The organism is Curtobacterium sp. YC1 (genome assembly GCF_016267665.1).
Classification (GTDB): Bacteria; Actinomycetota; Actinomycetes; order Actinomycetales; family Microbacteriaceae; genus Curtobacterium.
The window spans coordinates 2,856,519-2,881,325 of record NZ_CP066341.1 but is presented as its reverse complement, the minus strand read 5'-3'; the positions used below and the strand labels follow the sequence as shown (position 1 = coordinate 2,881,325).

The 24,807-nt window shown below is 71.9% G+C and carries 26 protein-coding genes; 16 read left to right on the top strand and 10 right to left on the bottom strand.

Annotated features, from left to right (window positions below):
- Nucleotides 1-25: 25 nt before the first annotated feature.
- The 7 genes from I8920_RS13565 (at nt 26) to I8920_RS13535 (ending at nt 5,940) form a co-directional block, all read left to right on the top strand.
- Nucleotides 26-1,261 (top strand): ABC transporter substrate-binding protein, encoded by a 1,236-nt coding sequence (locus I8920_RS13565; protein ID WP_232832749.1) that lies wholly within the window; start codon nt 26-28, stop codon nt 1,259-1,261.
- 90 nt (nt 1,262-1,351) lie between these two features.
- Nucleotides 1,352-2,320 (top strand): carbohydrate ABC transporter permease, encoded by a 969-nt coding sequence (locus I8920_RS13560; RefSeq protein WP_198656824.1) that lies wholly within the window; start codon nt 1,352-1,354, stop codon nt 2,318-2,320.
- Nucleotides 2,313-2,726, top strand: coding sequence for a carbohydrate ABC transporter permease (locus I8920_RS13555; protein ID WP_198656823.1), 414 nt, complete (start codon nt 2,313-2,315; stop codon nt 2,724-2,726). Before I8920_RS13560 ends, I8920_RS13555 begins: the two co-directional genes overlap by 8 nt.
- A complete protein-coding gene (locus tag I8920_RS13550; protein WP_198656822.1) occupies nt 2,699-3,214 on the top strand; it encodes a carbohydrate ABC transporter permease in 516 nt (171 codons plus the stop codon). Before I8920_RS13555 ends, I8920_RS13550 begins: the two co-directional genes overlap by 28 nt.
- 121 nt (nt 3,215-3,335) lie before the next feature.
- On the top strand, nt 3,336-4,661 hold the full coding sequence (locus I8920_RS13545; RefSeq protein ID WP_198656821.1) for an alpha-L-fucosidase: 1,326 nt from the start codon (nt 3,336-3,338) through the stop codon (nt 4,659-4,661).
- Complete coding sequence (locus tag I8920_RS13540) at nt 4,661-4,981, top strand: L-rhamnose mutarotase (protein WP_198656820.1); 321 nt, start codon at nt 4,661-4,663, stop codon at nt 4,979-4,981. Before I8920_RS13545 ends, I8920_RS13540 begins: the two co-directional genes overlap by 1 nt.
- Nucleotides 4,978-5,940 (top strand): aldo/keto reductase, encoded by a 963-nt coding sequence (locus I8920_RS13535; RefSeq protein ID WP_198656819.1) that lies wholly within the window; start codon nt 4,978-4,980, stop codon nt 5,938-5,940. Before I8920_RS13540 ends, I8920_RS13535 begins: the two co-directional genes overlap by 4 nt.
- A gap of 92 nt (nt 5,941-6,032) precedes the next feature.
- Here the strand turns inward: I8920_RS13535 and I8920_RS13530 are convergent, their stop codons facing one another.
- From I8920_RS13530 to I8920_RS13505, 6 genes are all read right to left on the bottom strand, one after another.
- The gene (locus I8920_RS13530; protein ID WP_056071734.1) at nt 6,033-6,308 is read right to left on the bottom strand and encodes a GlsB/YeaQ/YmgE family stress response membrane protein; all 276 of its coding nucleotides are present in this window, start codon (nt 6,306-6,308) and stop codon (nt 6,033-6,035) included.
- 95 nt (nt 6,309-6,403) lie between these two features.
- Entirely contained in the window at nt 6,404-7,081 is a 678-nt protein-coding gene (locus tag I8920_RS13525; RefSeq protein ID WP_198656818.1) for a FadR/GntR family transcriptional regulator, read from the bottom strand.
- Between the two features lie 100 nt (nt 7,082-7,181).
- On the bottom strand, nt 7,182-7,991 hold the full coding sequence (locus tag I8920_RS13520; RefSeq protein ID WP_198656817.1) for an SDR family NAD(P)-dependent oxidoreductase: 810 nt from the start codon (nt 7,989-7,991) through the stop codon (nt 7,182-7,184).
- Nucleotides 7,991-8,854: a fumarylacetoacetate hydrolase family protein gene (locus I8920_RS13515; RefSeq protein WP_198656816.1), complete on the bottom strand. Its 864-nt coding sequence runs from the start codon at nt 8,852-8,854 to the stop codon at nt 7,991-7,993. Before I8920_RS13515 ends, I8920_RS13520 begins: the two co-directional genes overlap by 1 nt.
- Before the next feature lie 42 nt (nt 8,855-8,896).
- Nucleotides 8,897-9,751, bottom strand: a complete 855-nt coding sequence (locus I8920_RS13510; RefSeq protein WP_198656815.1) for an amidohydrolase family protein — start codon at nt 9,749-9,751, stop codon at nt 8,897-8,899.
- 125 nt (nt 9,752-9,876) lie between these two features.
- Complete coding sequence (locus I8920_RS13505; RefSeq protein WP_198656814.1) at nt 9,877-10,149, bottom strand: glutaredoxin family protein; 273 nt, start codon at nt 10,147-10,149, stop codon at nt 9,877-9,879.
- Nucleotides 10,150-10,198: 49 nt separating this feature from the next.
- Between I8920_RS13505 and I8920_RS13500 the strand changes: the two genes are divergently transcribed.
- From I8920_RS13500 to I8920_RS13475, 6 genes are all read left to right on the top strand, one after another.
- Entirely contained in the window at nt 10,199-11,965 is a 1,767-nt protein-coding gene (locus tag I8920_RS13500; RefSeq protein WP_198656813.1) for an adenosylhomocysteinase, read from the top strand.
- A complete protein-coding gene (locus I8920_RS13495) occupies nt 11,962-13,347 on the top strand; it encodes an amidohydrolase family protein (RefSeq protein ID WP_225559138.1) in 1,386 nt (461 codons plus the stop codon). Before I8920_RS13500 ends, I8920_RS13495 begins: the two co-directional genes overlap by 4 nt.
- Nucleotides 13,344-13,862 carry a cupin domain-containing protein gene (locus I8920_RS13490; protein ID WP_232832748.1) on the top strand — a complete coding sequence of 173 codons (519 nt, stop codon included), beginning with the start codon at nt 13,344-13,346 and terminating at the stop codon, nt 13,860-13,862. Before I8920_RS13495 ends, I8920_RS13490 begins: the two co-directional genes overlap by 4 nt.
- A gap of 81 nt (nt 13,863-13,943) precedes the next feature.
- Nucleotides 13,944-14,771, top strand: a complete 828-nt coding sequence (locus I8920_RS13485; protein ID WP_198656812.1) for an ABC transporter substrate-binding protein — start codon at nt 13,944-13,946, stop codon at nt 14,769-14,771.
- 4 nt (nt 14,772-14,775) lie between these two features.
- Nucleotides 14,776-15,654: an amino acid ABC transporter permease gene (locus I8920_RS13480; RefSeq protein ID WP_198656811.1), complete on the top strand. Its 879-nt coding sequence runs from the start codon at nt 14,776-14,778 to the stop codon at nt 15,652-15,654.
- A 50-nt stretch (nt 15,655-15,704) separates the two neighbouring features.
- Complete coding sequence (locus tag I8920_RS13475) at nt 15,705-16,466, top strand: amino acid ABC transporter ATP-binding protein (protein WP_198658766.1); 762 nt, start codon at nt 15,705-15,707, stop codon at nt 16,464-16,466.
- On the opposite strand, the gene I8920_RS13470 is transcribed toward I8920_RS13475, so the two are convergent.
- Complete coding sequence (locus I8920_RS13470) at nt 16,463-17,428, bottom strand: NAD(P)H-quinone oxidoreductase (RefSeq protein ID WP_198656810.1); 966 nt, start codon at nt 17,426-17,428, stop codon at nt 16,463-16,465. The genes I8920_RS13475 and I8920_RS13470 overlap by 4 nt on opposite strands.
- Nucleotides 17,429-17,540: 112 nt before the next feature.
- Between I8920_RS13470 and I8920_RS13465 the strand changes: the two genes are divergently transcribed.
- Nucleotides 17,541-17,948 carry a hypothetical protein gene (locus tag I8920_RS13465; RefSeq protein WP_198656809.1) on the top strand — a complete coding sequence of 136 codons (408 nt, stop codon included), beginning with the start codon at nt 17,541-17,543 and terminating at the stop codon, nt 17,946-17,948.
- Nucleotides 17,948-18,418 (top strand): hypothetical protein, encoded by a 471-nt coding sequence (locus I8920_RS13460; protein WP_198656808.1) that lies wholly within the window; start codon nt 17,948-17,950, stop codon nt 18,416-18,418. The genes I8920_RS13465 and I8920_RS13460 overlap by 1 nt, the downstream gene beginning before the upstream one ends.
- Before the next feature lie 100 nt (nt 18,419-18,518).
- On the opposite strand, the gene I8920_RS13455 is transcribed toward I8920_RS13460, so the two are convergent.
- Genes I8920_RS13455 through I8920_RS13445 form a run of 3 tightly spaced genes read right to left on the bottom strand, consistent with a single transcriptional unit; the run spans nt 18,519 to nt 20,808 of the window.
- Nucleotides 18,519-19,397, bottom strand: a complete 879-nt coding sequence (locus I8920_RS13455; protein WP_198656807.1) for an aldo/keto reductase — start codon at nt 19,395-19,397, stop codon at nt 18,519-18,521.
- A 54-nt stretch (nt 19,398-19,451) separates the two neighbouring features.
- Nucleotides 19,452-19,925, bottom strand: coding sequence for a DUF6264 family protein (locus tag I8920_RS13450; RefSeq protein WP_198656806.1), 474 nt, complete (start codon nt 19,923-19,925; stop codon nt 19,452-19,454).
- Between the two features lie 10 nt (nt 19,926-19,935).
- Nucleotides 19,936-20,808 carry an HpcH/HpaI aldolase/citrate lyase family protein gene (locus tag I8920_RS13445; protein WP_198656805.1) on the bottom strand — a complete coding sequence of 291 codons (873 nt, stop codon included), beginning with the start codon at nt 20,806-20,808 and terminating at the stop codon, nt 19,936-19,938.
- Nucleotides 20,809-20,916: 108 nt separating this feature from the next.
- Here I8920_RS13445 and I8920_RS13440 point away from each other — a divergent pair, with 108 nt between their 5' ends.
- Entirely contained in the window at nt 20,917-24,774 is a 3,858-nt protein-coding gene (locus I8920_RS13440; RefSeq protein ID WP_198656804.1) for an AAA family ATPase, read from the top strand.
- Nucleotides 24,775-24,807 lie beyond the last annotated feature (33 nt).

The following is a 24,807-nucleotide window of genomic DNA, read 5'->3' as shown; positions in this document are numbered from 1 at the left end:
TCACCACGACGAAGTGGAGACACCGATGCAACGACGATTCACCGCCGGGTTCGCGGCAGCAGCAGCTGCGGCGCTCGTGCTCACCGGCTGTTCCGCTGGCAGCAGTGCCGGCGACGGTCAGTCCGAAGACTCCCTGACCTGGGCGATGTGGATCGCCGGCAAGGAGGACAAGGCTGCCTGGCAGGAGGTCGCCGACACCGTGCAGACGGACGACGACGTCGACGTCACCATCCAGGGCTCACCGTTCAACGACTACTGGACGAAGCTCCGCACCCAGCTCTCGACGGGGACCGCCCCGTGCATCGTGAGCATCCAGTCGCTCCGCACCGCGAACTACACCGACGTGCTGGTGCCGATCGACGACATGGTGGAGAAGGCCGGTCTCGACCTGAGCGAGTACGACCAGACCGGACTCGACGGCATGAAGGTCGACGGCGAGCTCTACGGGCTGCCCTACGACACCGGCCCCATGCTCATGTTCTACAACAAGGACATCTTCGAGGAGGCCGGTGTCGCCGAGCCGGAGCCCGGCTGGACGGTCGACGACTTCGAGGCCGCCGCCGAGGAACTCAAGGCCGCGGGCACCCCGATCTGGGGCACGAGCGTCGAGGACATCCCGCTCGAGTCGATGATCCTCGGGTACAACGGCGGCCGGGTGATCGACGAGGACGGCGGACTCGACGCGGAGAACGCCGACTTCGCCGAGGGGCTCGACTGGATCGGCGGTCTGGTCGAGGACGGCTACGCGACGCAGGCGAGCACCGACCCGTCGGCCGACGACAACGCGTTCGTGTCCGGCGACGTCGCGATGTACAGCGACGGGCCGTGGTCGATCATCAGCCAGAAGGCCAAGGTGCAGTTCGACCTCGGCATCACGACGATGCCGTCCGGCACCGACGGACCGAGTTCGTACGCGGCCGGGTCGGGCTTCGGCATCGCGAAGCAGTGCGAGTTCCCGGAGCAGGCCTTCGCGGCCATCAGCACGATGACGAACGAGGCCACGCTCACCTCGCTCGCCGAGCAGGGCCGTGCCTTCCCGGCACGGACCGCGGCGCAGCAGGCCTGGTACGACAACGCGGGCATCGACGGGGTGGAGGACGCCCTGCAGACCGCCCTGGACGACGCCACCCCACTGCCCGGCAACAAGCAGAGCGACCAGCTCAACCAGCTCTTCGCGCAGTACGCCCTGCAGGCCGTCAACGGCCAGACCTCGGGCAAGGAGACCATGTCGTCCATCGCGAGCCAGCTCGGTTCGCAGTGACGGACGGGAGGCGCGGGTCGGCCCCGCCCCGTGCCTCCCCCTCGCCCCATCTCCTGACCAGGACCGCGCGAACGACGAGGAGGTCGTCGCATGACCACCATCCAGGACCCACCCGCACAGGCCCCGGTGGCCGCACCCGCGGTCGCCGCTGCCGCGGCGCCGCGCCGGAAGGGCGGCGGCACCGACGCCGAGCTCGGCCGCCGCTCCTGGTGGGGCGCCGCGTTCGCCGCCCCGCACTCGATCGGACTCGTGGTCTTCACGGCGTTCCCGATCCTCGCGTCGCTCGTCGTGAGCTTCATGAACTGGCCGATGCTCGGCGAGCGTTCGTGGGCCGGCCTGTCGAACTACGCGCAGCTGTTCTCCGACCCGATCTTCCGCACCGTGACGCTGAACACCGTGCTGTTCGTCGTGCTCTACGTGCCGCTCAACCTGGTCGTGTCGCTCGGGCTCGCCGCCTGGCTCACGCCGAAGATCCGGCACCGGCACGTGTTCCGGGTGCTGTTCTTCATCCCGACCATCACGCCGATCGTCGCGAACGTCGTCGTCTGGCGGATGCTCTACCAGCCCGGGGGCGCGATCGACGCGACCCTGCAGTCGACGGTCGGCGTGAACGCTCCGAACTTCCTGGCGGACGACGACTGGGCGATGCTCGCCGTCGTCGCGATGAGCGTCTGGCAGGGCTTCGGCTACAACATGCTGATCTTCTCGGCCGCGCTCGACTCGGTGCCCGAGAACCAGCTCGAGGCCGCGCAGCTCGACGGTGCGAACGCCTGGCAGATGTTCTGGCGGATCAAGTTCCCGCTCATCTCGCCGTCGATCTTCTTCGCCACGATGATGACGCTCATCACGTCGTTCCAGGTGTTCGTCCAACCGTTCGTCCTGACGAAGGGCGGGCCGGGCACCGCGACCGAGACGCTCGTGCAGTACATCTACAACACCGGCTTCCAGACGCAGCAGCTCGGACTGGCGTCGGCCGGCGCGTGGGTGCTGTTCGTGATCATCCTCGGCATCACGGCCATCCAGTTCCTCGGACAGAAGCGGTGGGTGCACTATGACTGAGCTGACCTCGTCCAACCGGACGATCAACCCGCGGGCACTGCCCCGCACCTCGGGCGCACCGCACCGGCGCACCGGACGCGTCCGGCACGCGATCGGCTACGTCCTGCTCTGCCTGGTGGCACTGCTGTTCGTCTCGCCGCTCGTCTACATGGTGGCGACGAGCCTGAAGCCCTCGGCCGACGTGTTCACGACGCCGCCGACGCTGTGGGGGTCGTCGATCGAGTGGGGCAACTACGCCCAGGCGTTCACGTACCTGCCGTTCGCCCGCTTCATCCTCAACGGGATCATCGTCGCCGCGGCCGGCACCGCGATCAACGTCGCGGTCGCCGTGCTCTCCGGGTACGCGTTCTCACGGCTGCGGTGGCGGGGCGGAACACCGTGTTCATCCTGTTCCTGGCGACGCTGATGATCCCGCAGGACGTCCTGGTGATCCCGATGTACGTCATGATGCAGGGCTTCGGGTGGGTCGACACGTTCCAGGCGCTCATCATCCCGTGGGCGTTCACCGCACTCGGCGCGTTCCTGGTGCGGCAGTTCTTCCTGACCGTGCCGCAGGAGCTCGACGACGCGGCCCGGGTGGACGGCGCCGGCGCGATCCGCACGTTCTTCTCGGTGATGCTGCCGCTCGCCCGACCGACGATGGCCGTCCTGGCGGTCTTCTCGTTCATCTCCTACTGGAACTCGTTCCTCTGGCCCCTGGTCATCGTCAACGACGTCGAGGCCCGGGGCACGATCCCGCTCGGCCTGCAGCAGTTCTTCGGCCAGCAGGGGTCCGAGTGGAACCTGGTGATGGCCGCGTCGGTGATCTCGATGCTGCCGACCGTCGTCCTGCTCGTCCTGCTGCAGAAGCACCTCGTCAAGGGCATCGTCACCAGCGGCCTCGGCGGCCGCTGACCGGCGCCGACCCGCGACCGGCGCCGACCAGGCCACACCGTGCCCTGGTCGCGACCACGCCGGGTCGGAGGCCGCCCCGGACACCCGCACCGTTCCTCCCGTACGAAAGGAAACCCGCCTCATGACCATCACCGCACCTGCAGAGCCGCAGACCGCGACCGACGCGAGCGGCCTGCCCGCCTGGTTCACCCACGACCGGTTCGGCATGTTCATCCACTGGGGCCTGTACGCCCTGCCGGCCCGGCACGAGTGGGTGAAGAACCGCGAGCGGATCACCGATCAGGACTACCAGAAGTACTTCGACCACTTCGACCCGGACCTGTTCGACGCCGCCGACTGGGCCCGACGCGCACGGCAGGCGGGGATGAAGTACGTCGTCCTCACCACCAAGCACCACGAGGGCTTCTGCCTGTGGGACAGCGCGCTCACCGACTACAAGTCCACGAACACCCGCTTCGGTCGCGACATCGTGCGCGAGTTCGTCGACGCCGTCCGCGCCGAGGGGCTGCGGGTCGGTTTCTACCACTCGCTCATCGACTGGCACCACCCGGACTTCACCGTCGACGGCGTGCACCCGCGCCGCGACGACGGCGAGCAGGCGATCGCGGCGTTCAACGAGGGCCGGGACATGGCCCGGTACCGCGAGTACCTGCACGGCCAGGTCGAGGAACTGCTCACCGGCTACGGGCAGATCGACTACCTGTTCTACGACTTCTCGTACCGGGACAACGACCACGAGGACATCTGGGGCGGCAAGGGCCGCGACGACTGGGGGTCCGAGGAACTGCTCGCCCTGACGAAGCGCCTGCAACCGGGGATCATCGTGAACGACCGCCTGGACATCCCCGGCGACCTGGTCACCCCCGAGCAGTACCAGCCGGACAAGCCCATGGAGGTCGACGGGGCGCCCGTGCCGTGGGAGGCGTGCCAGACGCTGAACGGGTCGTGGGGCTACGACCGCGACAACGTGAACCTGAAGCCGGTCGACATGCTCGTCCGCATGCTCGTCGACGGGGTCTCGAACAACGGGAACATGCTGCTCAACATCGGGCCGACGGGCCGCGGCGAGTTCGACGGCGTCTCGCGGCAGACGCTCGACGGCATCGGCACGTGGATGCACCAGCACGCCCGCTCGGTGTACGGCGCCGGACCGTCGCAGTTCGTCGCGCCGCGGAACACCGTGTACACACAGCGGGGCGACCGGCTGTACCTGCACCTGTTCGCGTGGCCGTTCGAGCACGTCCACCTGCCCGACCTGGCCGGCCGCGTCGCCTACGCCCAGCTGCTCAACGACGCGTCGGAGATCCACTTCCGCGAGATCCCGCCGGGCACCCGGGCGCAGAACACCGGGCTCGGCGGGCAGCCGGCCGGCACGCTGACCCTGACGCTGCCGATCGTGCGGCCCGACGTGGCCGTGCCGGTCGTCGAGCTGTTCCTGCGCGACTGATGCAGCGGATCCTCTCGCGGACCCGACTGCGGGCCGGACGGGAGTCCGAATACGAGCGGACGCACGCGGCGATCCCGCCGGCACTGGCCGACCGGTTGCGGTCAGCCGGGGTGGCCAACTGGAGCATCTGGCGCGACGGGCAGGACCTGGTGCACCTGATCGAGGTCGAGGACTACCGTGCGATGCGCCGCGCACTGGCGGACGACCCGGTCAACGCGGACTGGCAGGCGGTGATCAACCCCCTGCTCGAGGCGGACGACGACTACTCGGGCGACGACGACGGGATCCCGCTCGTCTGGACCCTGGAAGGACAGGCATGACGACCCTCGCCCAGGAGCTCGACCGCGGGCCGTTCTGGCTGGGCGGCGCCGGGATCGGCAACCTGCTCCGGCCGGTGTCCGACGACGACGCCCGGGCCACGGTGGACGCAGCGTGGGACGCCGGTGTGCGCGGCTTCGACACGGCACCGCACTACGGCCTCGGGCTGTCCGAGCGGCGGCTCGGGGCGGCGCTCGCCGGGCGCCCGCGGGAGTCGTTCCTGGTGTCGACCAAGGTCGGACGACTGCTCGTGCCGGGTCGTGGCGACGGCGACGACCTGGCCTCCGGCGGGTTCGCGGTGCCGGACGACACCGTGCGGCAGTGGGACCCGTCGCCGTCGGGCGTGCGGCGCTCGCTCGACGAGTCGCTCGGCCGCCTCGGGTTCGACCACGTCGACGTCGCCTACCTGCACGACCCGGACGTCTACTCGCTGACGGACGGCCTGACCCAGGCGCTGCCGACACTCGCCGAGCTGCGGGACGAGGGCGTCGTGCGGGTGGTCGGGGTCGGATCGAACTCGGTCGAGGCGCTGTCGGCAGCCGTCGAGACCGGGCTCTGCGACGTGGTCATGCTCGCCGGCCGGTACACGCTGCTCGAGCAGCCGGCTGCGGCGCTCGTCGAGCGGTGCGCATCGCTCGGCGTCGCGGTCGTGGCCGTCGGGGTCTACAACTCGGGGCTGCTCGGCCAGGAGCGGCCCGTGGCGGGCGCGACCTACGACTACGCCACGGCACCGGCGGCGCTCGTCGCCCGGGCGAACGCCGTCGCGGACGTCTGCGAGCGGCACGGGGTCACCCTGCCCGAGGCCGCGCTGGCGTTCCCGCGTCGCGCTCCGGCGGTCGCCGCGATCGCGCTCGGTGCCCAGTCGGCGGAACAGGTGCGGTCGAACGTCGCGCGGGCCGCCGCCGAGGTGCCGGACGCCCTGTGGGACGACCTGCGCGCGGCGGAGCTGCTCGCCGGCTGACCCCGCCCACGACGAAGGTCACCCCGGACCACGCGGATGCATGGTCCGGGGTGACCCCGGTGGTGCGCCGGTCGGACCGGCAGCGGTGGTGCCTAGCGGCGCGAGCCGCGGCCGGCGACGCGCGTGTAGATGAACAGCACGATGACGGCACCGATGATCGAGCCGATGATGCCGGCGGGCTGGAAGAACCCGTCGTTGCCGTCGTGGTTGAAGATCAGGTAGCCGAGGAACCCGCCGACGAACGAGCCGACGATGCCCAGGACGATCGTCATGAGGATGCCGATGTTCTGCTTGCCGGGGATGATGAGCCGGGCGAGGGCGCCGGCGATGAGTCCGATGATGATCAAGCTGATGATGAGACCGAGCACGGTGTCCTCCTCGTGGGTGCGGTTGCCGCGGCATGGTTGCCGGAGTCAGGGCCGACCACCGATCTTGCCCGGTGCCCCTCAGCGTGTTGCCAGGTTCAGTCGAGCGAGCGCCGCAGCCAGCGCTCCACACCCTCGACGTGGGCCACCACGAGGGACTGCACGAGCTGCGGATCCCGACGCCGGATCGCCTCGACGATGGCGGCGTGCTCGTCGAGCGTGCGCTGCACCGAGCCGTTCTGCGTGAGGCCGCGCCACACCCGTACCCGCACGGTCTTGCTCGACAGGGCGTCGAGCAGCCCGGACAGGTACTGGTTCCCGCCGATGCCCGCGATCGTGGAGTGGAACAGCAGGTCGTGGGCGACGAGGTCCTCGACGCCGGTGTCCTCGCCGACGGACTGCATCAGGGTGGCGAGCTCGTCGATCTGCTGTTCGGAGGCCCGTGCGGTCGCGAGCACGGCGGACGCCGGTTCGAGGATGCGGCGGACCTCGAGCAGGTCGACGAGCGACCGGTCGTGGTGCATGTCGACGACGAACGACACCGCTTCGAGCAGGACCGCGGGCTCCAGCGAGGTCACGTAGGTGCCGTCGCCGCGTCGCACGTCGAGCACACGGATGAGTTCGAGGGCCTTCACCGCCTCGCGCAGGCTGTTCCGCGACAGGCCGAGCGACTCGCTCAGTTCCTTCTCGGGTGGGAGGCGCTGCCCGGGTTGGAGCTCGCCGCTCACGATCATCTGCTGGATGCGTGCGATCGCATCGTCGGTCAACGACGCCACGTCACCACCTCCTGGGGAGCCGGCCGCGTGCGCGACCGGACGTGCCGACGATACCGGTGTCGCGCCTCCGGACCGGAGCGGCGGAGCCGGTGCGCGACCATCAGGCCGGCCGCAGCCGGAGCGCCTGCATCCCGCCGTCGACCGCCAGGTCGACACCCGTCGTCGACCGGGCGAGCGGACTCGTCAGGTACGCGACCGCCTCGGCGACCTCGTCGGCCTGCACCAGACGGCCGTGCGGCTGTCGCGCCTCGAGTGCTGCGCGTTCGGCGTCCGGGTCGTCGGCGGACGACAGTAGTCGCGCCACCCAGGGTGTGTCGGCGGTGCCGGGGTTGACGGCGTTGACGCGGACGCCCTCGCGCAGGTGGTCCGCGGCCATCGCGCGAGTCAGGGCCGCGATCGCGCCTTTGGTGGCGGAGTAGAGCGCGCGCTGCGGGAGCCCGGCCGTGGCGGCGATCGAGCACGTGTTGACGATGCTCGCGGTGCCGGAGGCACGCAGGTGGGGGAGCGCGGCACGGGACACCCGGACGGCGCCGAGCACGTTGACCTCGTACACGCGGCGCCACTCGTCGTCGGGGTTGTCCTCGACGGTGCCCTGCGCGCCGATGCCGGCGTTGTTGACCAGCACGTCGAGGCCGCCGAGCCGGTCGACGGCGGTCGCGACGGCCGCGCGCACCGAGGCGTCGTCGCCCACGTCGCACGTGACGGAGACGACCCCGGCGGCGGTCGCGGGCTGCAGGTCGAGGGCGGCGACCGTGGCGCCGCGCTGCTGCAGGGCGGCGACGACCGCCGCTCCGATGCCGGACGCGCCGCCGGTGACGATCGCGCGGACGCCGGCGTGGCTGGCGGCGGCGCGTGCGGTCGTCGGGTCCGCTGCGCCGGGCGTACGGTCCGCGTCGGCTGCTCCGGTCATCAGGCAGCTCCGACGGTCTGGCGCTGGGATCCGAGGCCGTCGGCGGTGAGCTCGACCACGTCGCCCGGTCGCAGGTAGGGGGCGTGCCCGGCGAGGGCGACGCCCGCCGGGGTACCGGTGCTGATGACGTCGCCCGGGTACAGCACCATGAACTGCGACAGGTACCGGACGATCTCGGCCGGCCGGAAGACCATGTCGGCGGTGGTGCCGTCCTGCCGGTGCTCGCCGTTGACGGTCAGGCGGAGCGGGATGGCGGCGGGGTCGACCTCGTCCGGGGTGACCAGCCACGGGCCGAGCGGGTTGAAGGTCTCGCACGACTTCCCCTTGTCCCACTGCCCGCCGCGTTCGAGCTGGAAGGCACGCTCGGACACGTCGTTGGCGATGGCGTACCCGGCGATGCAGGCTGCTGCGTCCTCGTCGGTCGCGCAGTACCGGGCGGTGCGGCCGATGACCACGGCCAGCTCGATCTCCCAGTCGGTCTTGGTGCTGCCGCGGGGGATCAGCACCTGGTCGTCGGGGCCGATCACCGTCATCGGGTCCTTCATGAAGACGATCGGTTCGGTGGGGATCTCGGCACCGGTCTCGGCCGCGTGGTCGCGGTAGTTCAGGCCGATGCAGACGACCTTGCCGGGGCGGGCGACGGGAGCACCGTGTCGCTCGGCACCGTGTCCCTCGGCACCGTCGAGCACGGGCAGGTCGCCGGCCTCGCGGGCCTGCCGGACGAGCGCCGCCGGCCCCGGTTCGGACGCCAGGAACGCGCCCGTGATGTCGGTCGTGAGCCCGCGCAGGTCGAGGACCGCGCCGTCGGTGTCTATGGCCACGGGGACCTCGCTGCCCACCGGGCCGAGTCGTGCGAACTTCATCGTTCCTCGCTCTCCGGCCGCACCACTGCAGCCGCAGACATCCTATGTCTGCGGTGCTCCTGCGGCAAGGGACCGACCACCCAGGTACACGCGCTGCGCGGTCCCGGCCAGGGCGGCCTGCCGGTCCCTCGCGTCGAGGTCCGCCAACGCCGCCGTCGTACGGGCCAGCACGTCGTCGTACGGGGCGGCGAGGGTGGAGACCGGCCAGTCCGACCCGACCATCGACCGATCCGGACCGAAGTGCTCGACCACCGCGCGGACGTACCGGTCGACGGGCCGGCGGCGCCAGTCCGGCCCGGCCTCGGTGAACAGGCCGGAGACCTTGCACGCCACGTTCGGTCGGGCCGCGAGGTCGGTCATCCGGTCCGACCACCCGGGGTCGCCGTGGTCGATGTCGGGCTTGCCAGCGTGGTCGAGCACGAACGATGCCTCGGGCACGGCGTCGACCAGTACGAGGGCCGCGCGGTGCTCACGGGCGCGGACGAGCAGGTCGAACACGAGCCCGGCCGCGGCGAGTGCACGGACCCCGCGGGCGACGTCGTCGCGGGCGAGCCAGTCCGGGTCCGGTTCGTCGTGCGCCTGGTGCCGGATGCCGACCAGCCGGTGGCCGCCGGGGAGCGCCGAGACCGCGGCGATCCGTTCGGTGACGTCCGGCGCGGTCAGGTCGACCCACCCGACCACACCGAGGACGGGGGCGGGCTGGGTGAGCAGCCACGCCGTCTCGTCGGCGTCGTGCACGGCCTGCACGACGATCGTGCCCGTCACGTCGGTGCCCGCCGTGGCGGTGCGGAGGTCGTCCACGTCGAACCGGCGGCGGATCGGGGCGACCGAGTCGTCCATCCAGGGGTAGGGCCGGTCGGCGGGGTCCCACAGGTGGTGGTGAGCGTCGATGATCACGCGCTCATCATGCCCGATTCATCCGATGTCCGGCCGGGGCGGAGTGTTCGACGACTCTTCGCGCTGAGCGACACGTCACGGGCGGTCGCCGGCGTGACCTGTCGCGGGGCGCGAACGTTCGCCGCTCAGACCGCGCCGGAGGCCTCGAGCTCGGCGCGCAGCTCGGCGTCGGACGGCTCGACGAAGTGCTTGCCGTTCGGCAGCACCACGACGGGGATGTTCTTCCGCCCGCTGATCGCCTCGGCACGGTCGGCAGCGGACAGGTCCTGCTCGACGTCGACGTACTCGTAGTCCACGCCGAGGGTGTCGAGCAGCGCCTTGGACCGTCGGCAGTCACGGCACCAGTCGGCACCGAACATGGTCACCTTGTCGAACGTCTCGGTCGTCGCATCGCTCATGCCCAGACCCTACGTCGGACGGCCTCGTCGTATTCCCTACGATTGACCCATGCCGCCAGCACCCGACACCGAGACGCTGGCGTGGGCCTCGGCGGCCGTCCGGCGTTTCGCCGCCGCGACGAACCTGCTCGTCGCCGCCCGGCGGTTCCGCATCGTCGGTGGCGACCCCCGTGACGCCGCCGTCCTCCGACACCTGCTGACCGCGCTCGGCGCACACGACGCCGAGCCTCCCGGCCACGCCGACCGCCCCCACCTCGTCGACCAGCTCTGGTGCCTCGGCACGCCGGAGGAGTCGACCGCCGCGGTCGAGCAGGCCGCCGACCGCCCCCGCGGCGCGACCCTGGTCGTCGTCGACGCCGGCCGCCACCTGCCCGCCGTCGACGAGGACGCCTTCGGCCCCGTCGCACCCGCCCGCCCCGGCGTCCTCGCCGTGCCCGTGCTGTCCGACGACGTCTTCCTCGTCTCCACCGGCCGGGACCCCGAGGCCGACCCCGCCGCCGAGGCCCGCCTGCGCTGGGCCCGCCGCTCGATGCCGGTCGCCCGTTCGGTCGCCGCCGAACTGCGCGACGGCGGACTCCTGCGCGGCACGCGCGTCGGCGTCGCGATGTTCCTCGAGCCGAAGACCGCCGTGCTCAGCCTGCTGCTCCGCGACGCCGGCGCCGAGGTCGTCGTCTACGCCCACGCCGACGAGACCGACGACGCCGTCGCCGACGCACTGCGGTCCGCGGGTCTGACGGTGTTCGCGAGCAGCACCGCGACGCTCCCCGAGCAGCAGCGGCTCGCCCTCGCGATGCTCGACACCCGGCCGCACATCCTGCTCGACGACGGGTCGCACGTCATCCGGCTCGCTCACCAGGAACGCCCGGACCTGCTACCGACGATGCTCGGTGCGGCCGAGGAGACCACGAGCGGCCTCCGCCCGCTGCGCACCATGGCGGCGCGTGGTGACCTCGGCATCCCGGTGGTCGCGGTGAACGACGCCCGCACCAAGACGTTCTTCGACAACCGGTACGGCACCGGGCAGTCGACGGTGTTCGCGGTGCTCGACCTGGTGGATGGGCTCACGTCCGGTGCACACCGGGTCGTCCCGGGAGGCTCGGCGGTGGTCGCCGGGTTCGGGCACGTCGGCGAGGGGGTCGCCCTGGTGCTCACCGCCCTCGGCTTCCGGGTGACCGTCGCCGACGTGGACCCCGTCCGCGCCCTGCAGGCGCGGTTCGCCGGGTACGCCGTGGCCCCGCTCGTCGAGGCGGTCCGAGACGCCGACCTCGTGATGAGCGCCACCGGGGTGCCGGACACCATCGACGTCGCGGTGCTCCGTGCCTGTGCGGACGGTGCCGTGGTCGCCGTCGCCGGCGGGGTCGACCAGGAGGTCGCCGTCGACGACGCCCTCGCTGCCGGGGCCGAACGCCGGCCCGTGGGGCCGAAGGCCGAGCGCTTCGTGTTCCCGGAGGCCGACGGCGGGCCGATCGTGCTCGACGGTGGCGGCTGCATCAACATCACCGCGGCCGAGGGCAACCCGGTCGAGATCATGGACCTGTCGTTCGCCGTGCAGCTCGGGGCCGTCCGGATGCTGCTCGAGCACGGCGACGAACTGGACCGTGCCGTCGTGCCGATCGACCCCGCGGTGGACGAGGTGACCGCCCGCGCGGCGCTCGCCGCCTTCGGGAGCCCAGCCGTTCCTCTCCCCACCGGCACGGCCGGGCTGCCGCTGGCGCGTCAGCCCGGAACCGGCGGCGTGGGCCCAGTCCGCCTTCCTGAGCAGCCTGCGGACCGCGAGCCCGACGTCCGGACGCACCGGTTCGGGGACCCGGCGTGAGCGCCGGGTCGCGCCCGGTCGTCGTGCACTCGGCGCGCGTCGTCGTGCCGATGACCGCACCCCCGATCGCCGACGGCGCGGTCGCCGTGCAGGACGGCCGCATCCTGCACGTGGGCGACCGCTCGTGGGTCGTCGACCAGCTGACCGCGTCGGGTGCACCGTTCACGGAGCGGCAGTGGCGCGGGGCGCTCCTGCCCGGGCTCGTGAACGCCCACTCGCACCTGCAGTACACCGGCATGTCCGGTGTCGGCCAGCGCCAGTACGACGGCTTCGAGGACTGGGCCGCCGCGTTCAACGTCGACTACGCCGAACCGCACGACTGGCGTGCCGAGGCCGCCGACGGCGCCCGCGCCTCGATCCTGGCCGGCGTGACGAGCATCGCCGACATCGTCACCGACATCGAGGCCTCGACCGCCCTGCAGGACGCCGGCCTGGGCGGCATCGCCTACTGGGAGGTGATGGACTGGGAGAACGACGCCTGGCAGACGCACGGTCGCGACCAGGTGCTCGACCAACTCGCCCGGATCCCGACCACGCCCGGTGCCGGCCTCTCGCCGCACGCGCCCTACTCGCTCGACGTCGCCCCGCTGCTCGAGCTGCCCGACATCGTCCGCCAACGCGGGCTCCGGCTGCACCTGCACCTGGGCGAGGCCGCGTTCGAGGGGGAACGCATCGCACTCGCTCCGGTGCCGGGCCTCGACGGCGTCGACGGGGTCGGACACACCAGCGACTGGCACCTGGCGAACGTGCCGTCGTTCCGGGCCATGCGAGCGCTCGGCTTCGGCGCCAGCGCGACCGCGTTCGTCGACCGCCTCGGCGTGCTCGGGCCGGACTGCCACATCGCGCACGGCGTCTACATGACCGCCGCCGACCGGGCGCTCCTGCGTGCCCGCGGCACCGCGGTGGCGCTCTGCCCCCGGTCGAACGCCGTCATCGGGCTCGACCCGCCGCCGGTCGCCGACTACCTGCGCGAGGGCAGCCCCATCGCGATCGGCACCGACTCGCTGTCGTCGTCGCCGTCCCTCGACCTGATGGCCGACGTCACCGCGCTGCACCGCATCGCGCGAGCCCAGGGCTACGGGCACCGCGACCTGCACGAGCGGCTGCTCGCCGCGGCGACCCTCGGTGGTGCCCACGCGATGGGGCTCGCCGTCGGACCGGACCGCATCGGGCACCTCGCCGTGGGGGCCCGCGCGGACCTGGCCGTCTTCGACGTCGACGCCCGCACCGTGCCCGACGCGCTCGCCGAACTCGTCGAGGACGGCGCCGGCCGTGCGTCCGCGACCGTCATCCGCGGGATCGTCCGCGCCGTCGACGGAGCGCTGACCGGCGTGCCCACGTCATCGCCCGACCGTCCCCTCATCCCTGTGGAGGAATCATGACCGAGACCGCACCCCGCCCCGGCATGGCCGCCCGTCGCACCGTCGACGGCGAGCTGATCGAGTGGCTCGACGTGCCGAAGCGGGCGATCGCCCTCGGCATGGAACCGCACCCCGAAGGCGGTTGGTACGTCCGCACCTGGACGTCGCCCGCCACGGTGACGACGCCCGCCGGGGACCGGCCTGCCGCCACCCTCATCCACTTCCTGCTGCCCCCGGGCGAGGCATCCGCGTGGCACCGGGTCACGAACGACGAGATCTGGATGTGGCACGGTCCGGACAGCGTCGAGCTGCAGCTCGGTGGCGACGGCGAGCAGCCCGAGCCCGGTGCGACGATCACGCTGGGCCCCGACGCCGGACGCGACCGGGTGAACGACGCGCAGGCGTTCGTGCGCGGTGGGGTGTGGCAGCGGACGATCCCGGGCGACGGCGAGGTGCTGCTGAGCTGCCTGGTGTCGCCGGGCTTCTCGTTCGACGACTTCACGATGGTCGACGCGGGCGCCGACGGCACCGCGTAGCCCGCTGTCCCCGTTTCGCGCTGGTATCCCACCGCGAAGTACACTGCGACCTGCCCCCACCCCTCGCACGAAGGCACGACCGTGACCCGTTCCCTCCGCTTCACCCTCGCCGTCGCCTCCGCCGCGGTGGCCGCCCTGGCCCTGTCGGCGTGCTCCGCCGGCGGCGGCAGCAGCAGCAACGCCGACGGCACCGTCACCGACGGCAAGCTCACGATCGCCACCGGCGACCCGGCGTACTCGCCGTGGATCGAGGACAACGACCCGGAGTCGGGCAAGGGCTTCGAGTCCGCGGTGGCGTACGCCGTCGCGAAGGAGATGGGCTACAGCGAGTCCGACGTGGTGTGGAAGCGCAGCACCTTCGACAGCGCCATCGCCCCCGGCCCGAAGGACTGGGACCTCAACGTGCAGCAGTTCTCGATCGACGCGAAGCGCAAGAAGGCCGTCGACATGTCGACCGCGTACTACACGACCACCCAGGCGGTCGTGACGACGTCCGGGTCGAAGGCCGCCGGCGACACCACGATCGCCGCGCTCAAGCAGGACGCCATCGGCGTCGCGACCGGTTCGACGAGCATCGCGAGCGTCAAGGACGTCCTCGGCGTCACGCCGCAGGTGTTCAACTCCAACGACGACGCCGTGCTCGCACTCAAGTCCGGGCAGATCGACGCGATCGTCACCGACCTGCCGACGGCCTTCTACATGGCCTCGGCCCAGGTCGACGACGGCACCGTGTCCGCGCAGTTCCCCGACGACGGCGAGGGTGACCAGTTCGGCTTCGTCCTGCCGAAGGGCTCGGAGCTCACGAGCAAGGTCGACAAGGCCCTGAAGACCCTCGACGACGACGGCACCCTGCAGGACCTGCAGACCAAGTGGCTCTCGTCGGAGACCGGTACGCCGGTCCTGAAGTAACCGGATGACCGTGCCAGCAGGCGCCGGCACACCGGTGGCCGCTCCCGCGCCGAGCCAGGTCGAGCTCGAGCGTCGGCTCTACCGTCGGCAGCGCGGGCGGCGGTCCGTCGTGGTGTCGGTCGCGTCGACGCTCGTCGTGCTCGCGGTCGTGTACTTCGGCGTCGTGAACACCCCCGGCTGGGCCGCGGTCCAGCAGTCGTTCTTCGACCCGCAGACCGCGATCGACGCGTTCCCGGACATCCTGCTGGGGCTCTGGCTGAACGTGCGGATCCTGTTCTTCAGCGCCATCGGGGTCGCCGTGTTCGGCACGCTGCTCGCGGTCGTGCGCGGTCTGCGCAACCCGGTGTTCTTCCCGCTGCGGATGCTCGCGACCGGCTACACGGACCTGTTCCGGGGACTGCCCCTGATCATCGTGCTGTACCTGGTCGGCTACGGCATCCCGGGCCTCGGGGTCTTCCCGCGCCTGCCCGCCGAGGTCTGGGGCACGATCGCGATCACCCTGACCTACTCGTCGTACATCGCCGAGGTGCTCCGCGCCGGCATGGAGGCCGTGCACCCCTCGCAGCGCCTGGCCGCCCGGTCGCTCGGGCTCTCGCACGCCAAGACCCTGCGGCTCGTCGTGCTGCCGCAGGCGATCCGCAAGGTCACGCCCGCCCTGATGAACGACTTCGTGTCGATGCAGAAGGACGTCGGTCTGGTGTCGATCCTCGGTGCCGTCGACGCGGTCCGGTCCGCCCAGATCGCGCAGGCGGAGACCTACAACTTCACCCCGTACTTCGTCGCGGGGCTGCTGTTCGTGCTCATCAGCCTGCCGCTGATCCGCGTCACGGACGCGATCGCGCGTCGCCAGCAGCGGCGTGAGCAGATCGGAGGGACCGTGTGAGCGAGCGATCCGAGGCGGGCGCGACCCGCGCCTCCCGTCCGGCCGACGGACTGGAGGGCCGTGGTGCGTCCGGTCCGGACGCTGCGGTCCTCGAACTGCGCGGCCTGCGCAAGGCCTTCGGCGAGCACGAGGTCCTGCGCGGGATCGACCTGACGGTCCACCGCCACGAGGTCATCTGCGTCATCGGGGCATCGGGATCGGGCAAGTCGACGCTGCTCAAGACGGTGAACCTGCTCGAGGGCATCGACGACGGCGAGATCCTGCTGCAGGGCACGGACATCGCCGACCCGCGCATCCCGGTCGACGCGGTACGGGCACGCATCGGCGTGGTGTTCCAGCAGTTCAACCTGTTCCCGCACATGAGCGTGCTCGACAACGTCACGCTCGCCTCCCGCCAGGTGCACGGCATCGCACGAGCCCAGGCCGAGGACACCGCGCGCCGGCTGCTCGACCGGATCGGCCTCGCGTCGTTCGCCGGTGCCTACCCCGACCGGCTGTCCGGCGGCCAGCAGCAGCGTGTCGCCATCGTCCGGGCGATCGCGTCGGACCCGGAGCTCCTGCTGCTCGACGAGGTCACGAGCGCGCTCGACCCGCAGCTCGTGGGCGAGGTGCTCGACCTGGTCACCGAGCTGAAGCGGCAGGGGTCGACGATCCTGATGACCACGCACGAGATGCACTTCGCGCGGAACGTGGCCGACCGGATCGTGTTCCTGCACCGCGGCGAGGTCGTCGAGCAGGGCAGCCCCGCCGACGTCCTCGACGCACCGCAGCACCCCGCGCTCGTCGAGTTCCTGTCCCGCGTGCACGCCTAGGGCGTCAGCAGCACCTTGCCGACGACCTCGCCGTCGCGGACCCGGCGGTGGGCTTCCTCGGCCTGAGCGAGCGGCAGCACGGCGTCGACGACCGGGCGCACGCTGCCGTCGGCCACGAAGGGCCAGACGTGCTCGCGGACCGCGGCGACGATGGCGGCCTTCTCGTCCACCGGACGGGCGCGCAGCGTCGTGCCGCTGATCGTGGCGCGCTTGCGCATGAGCGCACCGAAGTCGAGTTCCGCGGTCGAGCCGCTGCCGGCAGCGATCACGGCGATGTGGCCGTTCGGGGCGAGGGCCTGCAGGTTCCGCTCCAGGTACGACGGCCCGACGACGTCGAGGATGGCGTCAGCCCCGACGCCGCCGGTGGCCGCGAGCACCCGTTCGACGAAGTCCTGGGTGCGGTGGTCGATCACCTCGTCGGCACCGAGGTCGCGCGAGGCCCGGACCTTCCGCTCGCCGCCGCTCGTCGCGATGACGGTCGCGCCCAGGGCCTTCGCCCACAGCACCGCGTGGGAGCCCATGCCGCCGGTGCCGCCGTGCACCAGCAGCGTCTGCCCGGGACGGAGCCCGGCGAGCATGCCGATGTTCGAGTAGACGGTGCAGGCCGCCTCGGGCAGTCCGGCCGCCTCGACCAGGTCGACGGCGTCGGGCACGGGCAGGACCTGGGTCGCGGGGGCCACGACGAGCGAGGCGTACCCGCCTCCGGACAGCAGGGCGCACACGCGGTCACCGACGGCGAACCCGGTGACGCCGTCGCCGAGCGCCGCGACCGTGCCGGACACCTCGAGCCCGAGGATCTCGGAGGCACCGGGCGGCGGCGGGTAGTTCCCCGCCCGCTGCTGCAGGTCCGCGTTGTTCACGCCGGCCGCGGCGACCTCGATGAGCACCTCGCCCGCGGCGGGCGTCGGGTCGGGCAGGTCGGTCACGGACATGGTGGAGTCGTCGAACGTGATGGCGCGCATCCCTCGACGGTACGCCCGGCGGCCGGTCATCCGATGAGCGACCCATGTACGCTCGGCGACGGATCTGCACCTCATCCGGGGGAGTGCGGACAGATCGAGGGGACCCTCCACCATGCCCAAGAAGTTCATCGCGCTCGCCACCGCCGGGCTCGCACTCACGCTGCTCGCCGGGTGCTCGACCGGGCCGTCGAAGGCCGAGCAGTGCGAGCAGTTCGAGAAGACCGTCAAGACCGCCGCCGAGGGCGTGCAGTCCGAGGCGACCAAGCTGCAGTCCGACCCGGACGCCGCCGTCACCAAGCTCAAGGAGCTCGACGGCAAGATCTCGGACGGCGTCGACGACCTGTCCGACGAGGCCCTGCAGGACAAGGGCGAGGCGTTCGAGGAGGCCTACGGCGACCTCGTCGACGACATCGAGGACATCGCCGACGACCCGCAGTCGGCGGACGTCTCGGGTCTGACGAAGTCGAGCACCAAGGTGCAGGACGCCGGGAACGCGTTCCAGAAGGAGTGCAACTCCTGATGCGTCGCACCATCACCGCCGTCACGACCGCGCTCGTGGCCGTGACGCTGCTGGCCGGCTGCTCGGGCGGCGACGCGTCCGGCGACGACACCGACCGGTCGTCCAGCGCACCGTCGGCGACGAAGACCGCCGAGGCGGCCCCGGCCCAGACCAAGACCGAGGCCTGCACGTTCCTGGAGGACGAACTCGCGTCGTTCCTCAAGGAGCAGGGCTCGTCGTCGGCGCCCGCCGAGCCGGCCGCCCGCGCCGAGCTCATCGGCGAGTTCACCGACCGGCTCGACGCCGCGCTGCCGAAGGTCACGAACGAGCAGGTGCACGACACGTTCGAGGACTTCACCGGTGCCGCGAAGGACTACGCCTCCGCCGTGCGCGCCAGCGGGTCGACCGACGACACCGCCGTGCAGGACGCACAGGCCGACGTGGAGAAGACGCTCGACCGCGTCTCGACGGTCTGCCCCGCGAAGGGCTGAGCGACCCGCACCCGTCCGGGCACGACGACGACGCCCCGCCGCTCCCTTCGGAGCTGCGGGGCGTCGTCGTCCCGGTCGGTCGGGCCGGTCGTCGGTCGGGTCAGTCGTCGGCCGCGCGGGCCGCGTCGAGACGGGCGACGTCGTCCGGGCCGAGCTTGATGGTCGGGGCCGTCGCCGAGTCGAGGATGGACTGCGGGCGCGACGCACCGGGGATCGGCACGACCACGTCGCTCTTCTGCAGCTCCCACGCGAGGGCGATCACCTGCGGGGTGACGCCGCGGTCACGGGCGATGTACGCGAAGTCCTCGAACGCCGTGCCGAGGTCGGCCGCGCTGCCGATGCCACCGAGCGGGCTCCACGGCAGGAACGCGATGCCGAGCTCGTCGCACAGTTCGAGCTCCGGTTCGCTCGACCGGAACTTCGGCGAGTACTGGTTCTGCACCGATGCCAGGCGCCCGCCGAGCTCCTCGTTCGCGGTGCGGATCTGATCCGGGTCGGCGTTCGAGATGCCGGCCATGCGGATGACGCCCTCGTCGAGCAGCTCCGCGAGCGCCCCGACCGAGTCGGCGTATGGCACCGCGGGGTCCGGACGGTGGAACTGGTACAGCCCGATCGACTCGACGCCGAGCCGCTTCGCCGAGGCCTTCGCAGCCTCCTTCAGGTACTCCGGGTGGCCGTTCTGCGTCCAGCCGCCGGCCTCGGGGCGAAGGTGGCCGCCCTTCGTGGCGATGAGCACTGACGAGGTGTCGTCGTGGTACTCCCGCACGGCACGGGCGATGAGCTCCTCGTTGTGCCCGACCTCGTCGGCACCGCCCACGTGGTACGCGTCGGCGGTGTCGATGAGCGTGACGCCCGCTTCGAGCGCCGCGTGGATGGTCGCGATGGCCTGTCGTTCGTCGGGCCGGCCCTCGATCGACATGGGCATGCCGCCCAGTCCGATGGCGCCGACCGACACGTCTCCGATGACTCGTTGCTTCATCGGCCCAGCATGCGCCGGGTGCACGCACGCACGCTCAGGCGGGGTCGGCCGGGCTCAGGCGCTGGCCGCCGACACCGACGAGGACGACCCGGCGCCGCTGTCGACGGCGTCGGCGAACACGACGCCACCCCAGGCGATGACGACGATCGCGAGCACGAAGCCGATCGCGGCGATCCACCAGGACGGCTTCCGACGGATCCACGCACCGATCGACAGCACGATCGTCGCGGCCCCGATCACGAACGCACCGCCGACCGCGATGGCCGCACCCCCGATGGCCCCGCCGGGGGTGCACCCGGCCTCGGCGTCGCACGAGGCGGTGACCGACGCCACCGCGACGATGCCGACCACCGCGGTGACGACCGTCATCACCGCGCCGAACACCAGGAGCAGCACCGTGGAGATCCGGTCGGCGAGCTTCGCCGGCGGGAACAGCGTGGTGCCGCCGCGCTCCCACTCGGCGCGCTGCGCGTCGGAAGGGCCGGGGGAGGACTGCGGCGGACGGCCGGGGACGTTGGACCAGGTCATGGGTGCAGTCCTACCGCGCCTCGACCCCGAACGCCTGTGCGAGGCGCTGGATCTTCTGGGCCCGGCCCAGGCGCGGCAGATCGGAACCGTCGCGGATGACCCCGCCGCGCGCGTCGAAGTCGTCGAGGAAGTCCTGCGCCCAGGCCACGTCGGTCGGCGTGGGCGAGATGACCTCGTTGATCACCGGCAGCTGCTCGGTGTCCAGGCAGAGCTTGCCGGTCAGGCCGAGCGACACCGCCACCTGCGACTGCTCGCGCAGGATGGGGTGCGACGAGCCCACCGTCGGGCCGTCGATCGGGCCGGGCAGGTCGCCCACGCGCGAGGCGACGACGAGCCTCGACCGCGGGTACGCCATCGCCAGGGTGTCCGCGCTCGTGCCGGTGTCGCGGCGGTAGTCCCCGGAGCCGAAGGCCAGGCGGAACGCACCCTGCGCCTTCGCGATGGAGACCGACTCCTCGATGCCCACCGCGGACTCGACCAGGGCGATCACGGGGGTCTGCCCGCCGAGCCGGTGCCAGGTGTCGGTGACCTGCGCGGGGGACTCGGTCTTCGCGAGCATGACGCCCTGCAGCCCCGGCAGGCCGCGGAGCTCCTCGACGTCGTCGGCCCAGAAGTCGGTGGTGACGTCGTTGATCCGGACCCAGGCCTCGCCGCCGCCGGCCAGCCACGCGGCGACCCCCTGTCGGGCGGAGGGCTTCGCGGCCGGGTCGACGGCGTCCTCGATGTCCAGGATGATCTGGTCGGCACGGGACCGCTGCGACTTCTCGAAGCGGTCGGTCGCGGTGCCGGAGACGAGCAACCAGGAGCGCGAGATCTCGGCGGGGACCGATCGACGCCGGTTCGGCGTGGGGGCGGACGGTGTGGTGCGGTCGTCGATGGCCATGCCCCGTTGGTACCACATCGGACGCGACGCGCGCCGTCTGCACGCGGAAACCCCGAAACCTCGGTTCATTGCCAGAGACGCCGTCCGGTTCCGCCTACAGTGTCGGATGTGTGGCGAGCGGACAGGGCGACCGACGGTGAGGACGACGTGAACGACGACGTCCCCGTCGAGGGTGCCCAGGAGCACGCCGACGACGACCAGGGGGACCAGGACGACCGACGGGGACAGCAGGAAGAGCGCGCCGTGACGGACGAACCGGACCGGACCCTGCGACCCGAGCTGCAGCTCACGAGCCCGCAGGCGATCAGCCTGGGCGATCCGCGCCTCCAGGCCGGCAACGCGGCGGAGCCGACGTGGGACGGCTGGCGCACCCAGCTGACCGGGGTCGGCGGCACCAGCCCGCTCACCCACTTCAGCGACCACCCGCGGGCCCGCATCGAGCTGTCGACCACGCACCCCGGCGGCCTCGCGCAGTTCATCACCGGCAAGACGACCCTGCTGTCCAGCCTGATCCGCGACGAGGTGGCGCTCCGCGCCGCCCGCGTGGCCGCCGGACACGTCGAGGCGAAGGGCACCGAGCTCGCCACCGTGCGCGGGATCGACGCCGTGAAGCTCGGCATCGGCATGGCCGACTGGCAGCACGGCGACGAGCAGTTCCGCGGCCCGGTGCTCCTGCGCCCCCTGGCGATCCGCCGGCACGGCCGCGACTTCGAGGTCCGGCTGCTCGGCGAGCCGGTGCTCAACCCGGGCCTCGCCGACGCGCTGCACGAGCAGTTCGGGGTCATCCTCGACGCGCAGTCCTTCGTGGCGCTCGCGCAGCAGGACGGCTCCTTCACGCCGAACCCGGTCATCGACCGCCTGCGCGGCCTGACCGCGCACATCCCGGGATTCTCGGTGCACGCACGCCTCGTGGTGTCCACCTTCGCCGAGGTCGCGACCGGCATGGTCGAGGACACCGGCGACCTGTCGCACCCCGTGCTCGACGCCCTGGCCGGCAACCCGAGCGCGAAGTGGCAGGTCGAGCAGTCGTACCACCCGGTCGAGCAGACCCCGTCGGACGAGCGCAGCCCCGAGACCGACACGCTGCTGCTCGACGCCGACGACGAGCAGGAGAACGTGATCGCGCAGATCGCGGCCGGCAACTCCATCGTCGTGAAGACCCTGCCGGGCACGGGCGGCACGCAGACCATCGTGAACGCCCTCGGCGGACTCGTCGCCGCGAACAAGCGCGTGCTCGTCGTCAGCCCGCGCCGCGCGACCCTCCGTGGGATCGCCGCCCGGTTCGGCGAGGTCCAGCTGCCCGGCGTCGCGGTGACGCCGTCGACCCTGCGCCGTGACGTCGTCCGGGCCATCGCCCGCAACGAGAAGGCCGCGCGACCCAACCTGCGCGAGGTCGACGACGCCCTCGTCCGCCTGCGCAAGGTGCTCACCGACTACCGCGGTTCGCTCACCCGCAAGGACGCCGACTTCGGCGTCTCGGTGCTCGACTGCCTGGTCGAGCTCTCGCGGCTGTCCCTGCTGCCGGTGCCGCCGTCGACGACCGCGCGCCTGTCACGCACCTCGGTGGCGAGCATGGTCGAGGGTCGCTCCCGCGTCGCCGAGACCATGGTCAGCGCCGCCAACCTCGGTGAGTTCCGCTACGGCCCCGACGACTCGCCCTGGTACGGCGCGAAGTTCTCGTCGAGCGACGGCGCCCAGCGCGCCCACCGCATCGCGAAGGACCTGGACGCCGACGGCCTGCCCACGCTGCTCCGCCGCGCCCACGACCTGGTGGCGACGACCCACATGCGGCAGTTCACGACGATCAACGAGCTCGGCATCTACCTGCGCCTGCTCACCGAGATCCGGGACACGCTCGACCGGTTCCTGCCGGTGGTGTTCGACCGCTCGGTGTCCGAGCTCGTGGCCGCCACCGCACCCCGCGGCGAGGGCGCCCCGATGTCGTCGACGAACCGCCGCCGGCTCAAGAAGCTCGCCCGCGAGTACGTCCGCCCGGGCGTGCACGTCTCCGACCTGCACGAGGCCCTGACCCGCGTGCAGCAGCAGCGCGTGCTGTGGCAGCGCTACGTCGCCGCCGGCGTGAACCCCGAGGTGCCCACCGGCATCGCGGACGTGCAGGTGCTGTTCTCGAACGTCGCCGAGGACCTCGCGCGCCTGGACGAACCGCTGGGCCGCACCGACCGCGACCGCCAGCTCGCCAACACGCCCGTCGACCAGCTCGTGCCGACCGTCGCCGAGCTCGCCGCCGAGTCCGACGTCCTGCACAACCTGCAGGAGCGCACCGAGCTCATGCAGACGCTCCGCGACCTGCAGCTCGAGCCGCTCATCACCGACCTGGCGAACCGGCACGTGCCGGACGTGCAGGTGCCCGCCGAACTCGAACTCGCCTGGTGGCAGTCCGCGCTCGAGACGATGCTCGAGTCCGACCGCGCCCTGCTCGGCGCCAACACGGACATGCTCGACCGGGTCGAGGCCGACTTCCGCCTGGTCGACGACGCCCACGCCGCCGGCGTCTCGCAGGGGCTGGCGTGGCAGCTCGCCGAGAACTGGAAGGTCGGTCTCGTCGACTGGCCGGACGAGGCGACGGCGCTCAAGACGCAGCTGCGCGAGGGGGCGATCACCTCACGGCTGCTGCAGGACTCCGCACCGCACCTGTCCCGGTCGATCGCACCGGTCTGGCTCGCGAGCCCGTACGAGGTCTCGCAGATCGCCGACACGATGCCGTTCGACACCGTGATCCTGGTGGACGCCGGTGCCGTGACGATCGCCGAGACCGTCGGCGCCGTCCGTCGGGCCCGGCAGACCGTCGTGTTCGGCGACCCGGTCACGCAGACCCCGTCGCCGTTCCGCATCGCGGTCGACCCCGAGCACCGCGCCCTGCAGGTCGACGAGGGCACGCTCGACGCGTTCCACGCCGACTCCGCACTGGCCAAGCTGTCGACGCTGCTGCCGACCCTGTCGCTCACGCGGTCCTACCGCGCCGGCGGCGAGGACCTGGCCGAGCTCGTCAACCGTCGCTTCTACGGCGGCCGGATCGAGTCGCTGCCCTGGGCCGGTTCGTTCCTGGGCCACGGCTCGATCGCGCTCGACTACGTCAGCGACGGCAAGGCCGTCCCCGACCCCGAGTCCGGTGCGGTGGAGAGCGTCGACGCCGAGGTGGACCGCGTGGTCCGGCTCGTCCTCGACCACGCCCGCACCCGTCCGACCGAGTCCCTCATGGTCATCACCGCGTCGGCGAAGCACGCCGTGCGCGTCGAGCAGGCCGTGCTCACCGCCGCCCAGGGCCACAAGGACCTGACCGAGTTCGTCATCGGCGACCGCGCCGAGCCGTTCATCGTGGCGACGCTCGAGCAGTCGGTGGCGCAGAGCCGCGACCGCGTCGTGTTCTCCATCGGCTACGGCCGGACCCCGCACGGCCGTGTCCTGCGCGACTTCGGTCCGCTCGGCAAGCCCGGCGGTGAGCGGCTGCTCGCGGTCGCGATGACCCGTGCGCGCCGGTCGATGGTCATCGTGACCTGCTTCCAGCCGTCGGACATCGAGGCCGAGCGGATGGGCCACGGCACCGTCGCCCTCGCCGAGATCCTGGCCGAGGTGCGTGCGCGCACCACCGCCGAGTACGTGCCGGACGACTCCGACCCGCTGCTCGTCGACCTGGCCCGGCGCCTCGAGATGCGCGGCATCCCGGTCGCGCTCGGCCACCGCGGCAAGCTCGGCCTGGTCGCCGCGCACGGCGGGGTCTGCGTGACGATCGAGACCGACGCGTCGCTGGTGAAGGGCTCGCTGCGGGAGTCGCTGCGCCTGCGCCCCGAGGTGCTCCGCCGACTCGGCTGGCACTACGTGCGCGTGCACGCGTTCCAGCTGTTCTCCGACCCGGACCGCGTCGCGAACACCGTCGCCGCCGTGCTCGGTGTCGACCGCGGTGCCACGCAGGAGATCTCGATCCCCCCGATCCCCGCCCGCCGGTGACCACGCAGGACCTCGATCCCCGCGTGCCCGTCA